Here is a 7,185-nt window from a genome sequence, read left to right on the forward strand (position 1 = left end):
CACGATCCTGAGCTCTGGCGCTGAGTACTCTTCCTCGGTAAGCACCAGGATCCGGGCGAAGTCTTTCACGTACCGCATTATCGCTTCGCCACTGTGCTTGGTCTTCCGCTCTATCTCCGTGTATTCATCGCCTTTGAGGTAAAGCTCCAGTATGCGTTTCTTGTGACTCACCCCGGGACCGATGTCCTTCCAGCTGCCTCTCGTTGGCACTATGTGACCATGAGTCTCCAGGTCCTTGATATGCCGTGCAACAGTTTTCGTGCTCTCGCTCAAGAGGATCGCTATGTCTGCCTGCGTCAGTAAGGCACCCTGACCGAAAGCCTCGCCCGTGAGTCGAAGAATCCTGCGATCCACCAGGTCATGCTGTGTCTTGCACGAGCAGTCCTCCCGTGCGTAAAGGGTGAGTTTGACCGATACTAACTGCATTTCGTCCACCGGTACGCCCGGGGGCACCTCCTTCGAGACTGCCTGAAAGATAACTTGCCCCTCCGTTCTCTGACCGCCAAAGTAGAGGTCCAGGTACGTTACGAGCAGTTCGGAGAGCGATCTGCATACAGCACGATGGAAGGCGTAGTCCCGTCGAAGTTCGTTATAAAACTGGGTTTCTAGCCGCCGATTAAAAGTCGCGAGATACTCTTTCGATACGTCACCCATCATGGTCATCACCACCGATACTTTGTGGGTATGGTTGGTAAGCCCATCGGTCATTTGAAAGTATTTTAAATATATAAAAACATATATTCACTATCATGAGAACTTTTGTTGATATCGGCTTGAACGAGGCATACCGGCGAGTGGCGCAACTCGGCGATAAACTTGCGGAGATCGAATCGTTGCTTGATTGGGAAGCGTTCCGTCCAATAGTGACCGAGCTGTACGATAATAAGAGCAAACGAGGCGGTCGCCCGAATACTGATGAAGTGCTGATGATCAAACTGCTGGTGCTTCAGCAGTGGCACGGGCTCTCTGATCCAGAACTGGAGAAACAGGTCGCGGATCGGCTCTCGTTCAGGAAGTTCCTCGGTTTTCCCCCTACTATTCCGGATTTTACGACCGTCTGGAGGTTTCGAGAGCGGTTGGCCGAGACCGGTAGAGATCAAGCGATCTGGGCGGAGCTCCAGCGGCAGCTTGATGCGCTCGGCCTGAATGTGCGAAAAGGGGTCGTTCAGGACGCGACGTTTATCTTCGCGGATCCTGGGCATGCGAAGGCGGACACGCCACGCGGCGATGAGGCAAAGACGCGGCGGAGTGCCGACGGTACGTGGGCGAAGACGGGCAACAAATCCCATTTTGGCTACAAACTCCACAGCAAAGTAGATACTGACTTCGGTCTCATTCGAGAACTTGAAACGACCACGGCGTCGATTCACGACAGCCAGATAGACCTCTCCCGAGAGGGCGAGATCGCCTATCGCGATAAGGGGTATCAGGGTGCAGGGTGCAAGGGTTACTCCGCGACGATGAAACGCGGTGCTCGGGATCATCCTATCGGCATCCGGGATACGTTGCGAAATCGCCGCATCAGCAAAAAGAGAGCTCCCGGTGAGCGTCACTATGCCGGGATTAAGCGTGTATTCAACGCTGGACACGTGCTGGTTACCACAGTGGAGCGGGTCAACGTGAAGATGATCTTCACCGATCTTAGCTTCAACTTATACCAGTTATGCACGCTCAAGAGGCAGGGCGTAGTTTAGGGTACCGTGAGCTCTCGAGAAAAAGCGAGAAAACGAGGAAAATAACGCCGAAAACGCGTAAAAACCCCAAAAATAGAACCAAAAAAGATGAAAAAATCAGGGAAAAAGATTTTAGCGGGCGTTAGATACCCTTACTCAAAATCCTCTACTGATTCCATCGGGTCGGTCCGCGGGTCGTACCCCGCGGCGCTGGCAAGCCCGCGTGCCTTCTCCATCAGGCGATCGAAGGCTTCCCGGTCCACTTTACGTAAGGCTTGCCGGAAATTCTGCCGGTCGCTGATCAGCGCATCGAGCACGGTCCGGTATGTAGGTACGGTTCTGTCCATTTTTTATGCTCCCTAAAGTTTCGAATGAAATGCGCTATTCGCTTACTTAGTTTGCCATCTCTTCAGCTTTGGAAGTGTGTTGTTTGCCCTGGCCCTTGCGTTGTGCTCTTGCCAGATGCAATGCCCCAAATATCTTTTGCTTATTCTTTTTTATTCGGTTTAATTATGTGTCTAATAAGTAAACCCTGCCTTAATTGAGTCATGAACACCCGCACCCGCAGGGGCGGGGGTCTGAATGAAGCTGAGTGTAAAGAGCTGGCTCGCGGATATATATAGCTTCCCCAGCGGCTCTCCATCACCACCCCGAACGTGCGCAGAGCTATTTATTTGTATATTTATATAGAGCCCACCGGTATTGGATATCGTGGCGAACTATGCTCTGGGCGATTCCCGTTATCCTCTTCCTTATCTTCTTATCCTCCTTCTTTGCCGCTGCGGAGATGGCCTTCGTCTCCGTCAACCGGCTGAAAGTGCGTGAAGAATCGCTCAGCGGGCGGAAGAATGCTCGGCTGCTGGAGCGATTACTTGAGAACCCCAACGAGGTGGTGAGTGCGATCGTCATTGGGAATAATCTGGCGAATATCTCCGCCTCCGTCCTCGCAGCCATGACCGCAGCAGTTATCTTCGGGCGCCTTGGTCCGGGTATCGCGACAGCGGTGATGACGTTCCTTATTGTCATCTTCAGCGAGGCGATCCCCAAGGCTTACGGGATCCATAACGACGCCTTCGCATTCAGAACGGCAAAGGCGCTCTACCTGATTCGCGGCGTCTTCTATACGGTGACGAAGCTCTTCTCCTACCTCTCCGAGCCGTTTCTGAAGCTGCTGGGAAAGGAGCTGAAGGAGAAAGTGCTCGTGACGGAAGAGGAGGTGAAAGCACTGATCGCGCTTGGCGTTCACGAGGGCACGATCAAACGGGATGAGCAGAAGCTAGTGGGTGAGGTCTTTGAGTTCGACCAGACCCCGATTGGCAAGGTGTACGTGCCCTTGAAGAATGTCATCAGTCTTCCGGAAACGGCGAACGTCGAGGATCTCATCAAGCGATCGATCGAAAACGGCTTCTCACGCTTCCCCGTTTACCGTGAACAGGAAGAGAACATCATCGGGATGGTGCACGTGAAGGACACGCACTTAAAGGAGGCGAGCACGCCGATAAAGGAGCTGATTCGCGAGATCATGCAAATCCCGGCCACCATGATGGTCGACGATGTTTTGCGGAAGCTCCAGCGGGAAAAGGTCCACATGGCGGCTGTTGTGGCAGAGGGCAATAGAATCGTAGGTATAGTCACCATGGAGGACTTGATCGAGCAGCTCTTCGGTGAGATTCATGACGAGCACGACAAGCCCCCACGGCGGGCACGTAGATCTCGTAGATCTCCATGAGCTCTTAGCTACGAGTTCAGCCTGTTTGGCGCTCGAGAGCATGCACCGTCGCTCAAGCAGTACCGCGCCTCGCTTCCCGGAAAAGTGCTGAGTGTGCCGCGGATGAGCAGTACCGGGACCTACCTCTCCTGCTCCGGTCTTCATGTCACCTCACGCAGCCGCCTTCTCTGCCAGCTGCTCGCCCAGCACCGGCACTTTCGGCGCTTTCACACCCCGCTTCGTCAGCTCCTGCCAGGCTCGCCGCGTCACCCTCGGACTTGAACTCGAATTCATCCCGGAGGTCTTGGACGTATGCCCTGGCGCGCACCCGGCGGTGGAAGGGAAAATCCTCAAGTAGCACGGTGAACGAACGGTCGCTTCTTGGAGATAGAGACGTATTTCGAGGTGACCACCGTCTCTTGCAGGACCTCGCGGGCCACTTCGACTTCCGAGTTGGCATCGATGAAGAGAGCAATCACCACCATCGTCTCCCGACTGCCCGACCGCGGCCGGGCCTTGATCTAGCAGAAGAAGGATGCTCTGCTTGGATGCGGCCTGCGGCGCGATTTGGCGTGGGTGACGCACCCATACTGTACGCCGAATCGGGGGGGTTTTTGGCGTGCTGACGCTATCGTGCCTCACGACCATAAAACTCGTGGTTTTAACCCTCCCCACTGTGCGAAGTTGAGTAGCGAAGACGTACCCAAACTCAGACAGACGACTTCGATTCTCAACTTTGCGGACAACCACAGGAGGGATTAAAACTACGACCGCGGCCGGGCCTGTTTATAGTGCAGGCACGTGCATGCGGTGTCTGTGTTCATGGACGAGGAGATGCCCTGCTTGATGGGGCGGGCGGGCTATTACACGCTCATGCGCAGGTGTCATTTTGTTAAGTGGGGGGATGGGTGGGCGGGCGTTATACGCTCGAGCAACGAAGGTCATAACGGATTAGTCACCAAGAGCGAAGTTTAGGGTCGACCCCTTGGGGCTTGGTCGTCTGTCATGACACTATGCTAACCGAAAAGATGACTCGACGCTAAACTTCGCGGATAGTTCCCCGTTACATACCAAGAGCGGAGGTTGGTATCGACCCCGGGGCTTGGTCGTCTGTCATGGTGTAGCAAAAGCAAAAGACGACTCGATACGAAGCTCCGCGGATGCACTGGTATAACGGAACGACTCTCAGGCGGCTTAGAAGCACGGAGAGCGAATTTTAGGGTCGACCCTTTGGGCTTGGCTTGGTCGTCTGTCAAGAAAAAAAAAAGCGGCCTCAGACAGACGACTCACCGCTAATATTCGCGGCTGGCTACAAGGACGGAGCGAAGAAGCAAGGTGAAAATTCTGTTGAGACTGAGTTCACGTTGCAGTGAGCGGATAAATGATACAACGGCCTCTTATATGCTCAAGCTGAGGCATAGCTGTTCGATCTGACGAAGAGCCGGTGATTATAGCCACAAGCAAACGGCTGTATGCCTGCAAAAGGGATATTCGCGGATGCAATTGCAGAGCGGAACGGCTTGCATGCAGACTAGTCGTAGAACGGCCCCCATGCGAATCAGCCACGGAGAGCGAGGTTAAGTGCCGACCCTTGGGCTTGGCTGTTAAGCATACCCTAAACAAACGAAGGGGAAGACTCGCCTTTGGACTTCGCGGGCGTATCACCTGGAGGGGGCCGGTTCAAACCGTTCCCCTACCCTTCTTCCAGCAGGTAATGCTCCCAGTACTGACGAGCGATGCGCCTGGCGGCACCTGGGTAAGCACGAGAATCGCGGTCAGGAGGTCGACCGAGGAACTCATCGAGTTGAGGAGGATCGGAAAGAAGAAGGATGGGGTCAGAAGGCCCGCGATGCCGAGGACGATCGGGAAGAGGAGCGAGATGATGGTGAAGGGTGTGAGGGTGATCAAGAGATAGCGTGACCGCGAAAGGACGTCTTCGGTGTACACAAATGCACCCAAAGCAGTAATCCCGACACCGGTACTGTCGGACCGGAGAACATCCGGGATGAGGAGCAGGTGGAAAAGCTCGTGAAAAACGAGAACGGCGAGGATGCCGAGGACAAGGGGAAGGCTGATTGAGAAGGAGAAGGATGATCCGGCAAACCCGAGGTCTTCGAGCGAAACCGCCGAGAACAGCGTAAAGATCCCGATCGTCAGTGCGGCGGTGACGGCCATAAACGGAAGGGAGACGAGGAGAGTCATCAGGGCACGCTTTGGTTCTCTCACTCGTACCCACCCCCGATCCTGGAGATCCCTTAGGCGCTCGGGGTCGGCTGGTGGCAGCCGTGCGAAGATTTGCATAGTATTCGCTCCGTTCTGGTACTGAATGATGAAATGATAAACTGAATAGGTGTTCTCTCTAGGGACTATATAGGTCCAATCGACAATACCCTTTTTTATTTGTGTACGCCGGCATGCGGAACGGGCTTACGAGCGGATTAGGATATTTGAGATTCGAACTGAAAAGGTAAGAGGAAGTATGTATGCAGCAGGAGGTGCGGCGATTGCGCTACTCACTCGGAACTGAACCGCAGGAATCTGGCATTGATGGCAACGATCACGGTACTCGCCGCCATCAGCGCCGCCCCGACAGCAGGGTTGAGCAGTACCCCGGCCCAGTAGAGGGCGCCTCCCGCCAGAGGCAGCGCTATGGCATTGTAGCCGGTTGCCCAAGCGAGATTCTGGCGCATCTTTCCATACGTGCGTTCTGAGAGCTTGATCACGTTCAGCACATCAAGGGGGTTGCTCCTCACGAGGATGATATCTGCGGTCTCCATTGCCACATCGGTACCAGCGCCTATAGCGATTCCCACATCCGCTACCGCCAGGGCGGGAGCGTCATTAACGCCGTCCCCGGTCATCGCAACTGTCAGCCCTCTGGATTGTATCTCCCGGATCTTGTCCGCCTTCTCATCCGGGAGGATTCCAGCGAAATACTCATTCAGGCCGAGCTCCCCGGATACCCATCTGGCAACATCCTCGTTATCGCCTGTCAGCATCATGCACGAAATCCCCCGTGCTTGAAGGCCTGCTATTGCTCTCCTGGATTCCTCTCTTATGATGTCCGAGAGTGCTATGGCCCCTATCACCTCATCCTCTCGCACCACATAGATGATCGTGTTTCCGCCAGTTGAGATCTCGCGGAGCCTGTCCTCATCGATTTTTATAGCTTGCTCTCGCAGATATCCTGGTCCGACTACCAACGTGCGCTTCCCTTCGACCACTCCCTCCGCCCCTTTGCCCGGAATAGATTTGAAATCCTGCATTGAATACGTATCCTCAGAACGTTCAACGATCCCCCTCGCCAGAGGGTGTTCAGAGTTCTTCTCAACCGAGGCCGCGATCTTCACGAGCTCATCCTCATCAAGAGACTCTTGGAACGTTGTGATCGCCGTTACGCCGAAACGCCCCTCGGTCAGAGTTCCGGTCTTATCAAACACGACTGCGTCGATGTTCCGGGCATTCTCGAACGCCCTTCGGTCTCTTATCAGCAGACCATGCTTCGCAGCCAGTGCTGTGGACACTGCTACGACCAGCGGTATAGCGAGTCCGAGGGCATGCGGGCAGGCGATCACCATTACCGTCACCGACCGCTCCAACCCGAAAACAAAGGTCTCGCCCGCCAGCAGGTACCAGGCACCGAACGTTATTGCCCCACCCGTGAGGGCGATGATAGTAAGATACCCAAACTCCGCAAATTAACCCATAGGTAGCGCCTCAGGGAAGAGCGAGCACATCTGTCGTGCCCGCTTGGGTATCTGTGCGAAGTACTCACGTCCACTCCGTTCCACGATCTTCATCACC

At 54.8% G+C, this 7,185-nt stretch carries 5 protein-coding genes and 1 pseudogene; 2 read left to right on the top strand and 4 right to left on the bottom strand.

Features of this window, described 5'->3' with window-relative positions:
- Positions 1–654: DUF1670 domain-containing protein (locus ENN68_00115; protein ID HDS44506.1), on the bottom strand; the 654-nt coding region annotated here is incomplete at its 3' end.
- A 95-nt stretch (positions 655–749) separates the two neighbouring features.
- Here ENN68_00115 and ENN68_00120 point away from each other — a divergent pair.
- A complete protein-coding gene (locus tag ENN68_00120; GenBank protein HDS44507.1) occupies positions 750–1,694 on the top strand; it encodes an IS5 family transposase in 945 nt (314 codons plus the stop codon).
- A gap of 131 nt (positions 1,695–1,825) precedes the next feature.
- Here ENN68_00120 and ENN68_00125 read toward each other — a convergent pair whose 3' ends face one another.
- Positions 1,826–2,020 (bottom strand): hypothetical protein, encoded by a 195-nt coding sequence (locus tag ENN68_00125; GenBank protein ID HDS44508.1) that lies wholly within the window; start codon positions 2,018–2,020, stop codon positions 1,826–1,828.
- A gap of 374 nt (positions 2,021–2,394) precedes the next feature.
- Between ENN68_00125 and ENN68_00130 the strand changes: the two genes are divergently transcribed.
- Positions 2,395–3,402 (top strand): HlyC/CorC family transporter, encoded by a 1,008-nt coding sequence (locus ENN68_00130; protein ID HDS44509.1) that lies wholly within the window; start codon positions 2,395–2,397, stop codon positions 3,400–3,402.
- Positions 3,403–5,061: 1,659 nt separating this feature from the next.
- Here ENN68_00130 and ENN68_00135 read toward each other — a convergent pair.
- The gene (locus ENN68_00135; protein ID HDS44510.1) at positions 5,062–5,682 is read right to left on the bottom strand and encodes a DUF3267 domain-containing protein; all 621 of its coding nucleotides are present in this window, start codon (positions 5,680–5,682) and stop codon (positions 5,062–5,064) included.
- 212 nt (positions 5,683–5,894) lie between these two features.
- Positions 5,895–7,064 (bottom strand): annotated as a pseudogene (locus ENN68_00140) (heavy metal translocating P-type ATPase).
- Positions 7,065–7,185: the final 121 nt, after the last annotated feature.

Source organism: Methanomicrobia archaeon, assembly GCA_011049045.1.
Taxonomy (GTDB): domain Archaea; phylum Halobacteriota; class Syntropharchaeia; order Alkanophagales; family Methanospirareceae; genus JACGMN01.

Coding starts and splice junctions, on each gene's coding strand:
- ENN68_00125 (HDS44508.1), bottom strand. CDS start 2,020: ATGGACAGAACCGTACCTACATACCGGACCGTGCTCGATGCGCTGATC.
- ENN68_00135 (HDS44510.1), bottom strand. CDS start 5,682: ATGCAAATCTTCGCACGGCTGCCACCAGCCGACCCCGAGCGCCTAAGG.
- ENN68_00120 (HDS44507.1), top strand. CDS start 750: ATGAGAACTTTTGTTGATATCGGCTTGAACGAGGCATACCGGCGAGTG.
- ENN68_00130 (HDS44509.1), top strand. CDS start 2,395: ATGCTCTGGGCGATTCCCGTTATCCTCTTCCTTATCTTCTTATCCTCC.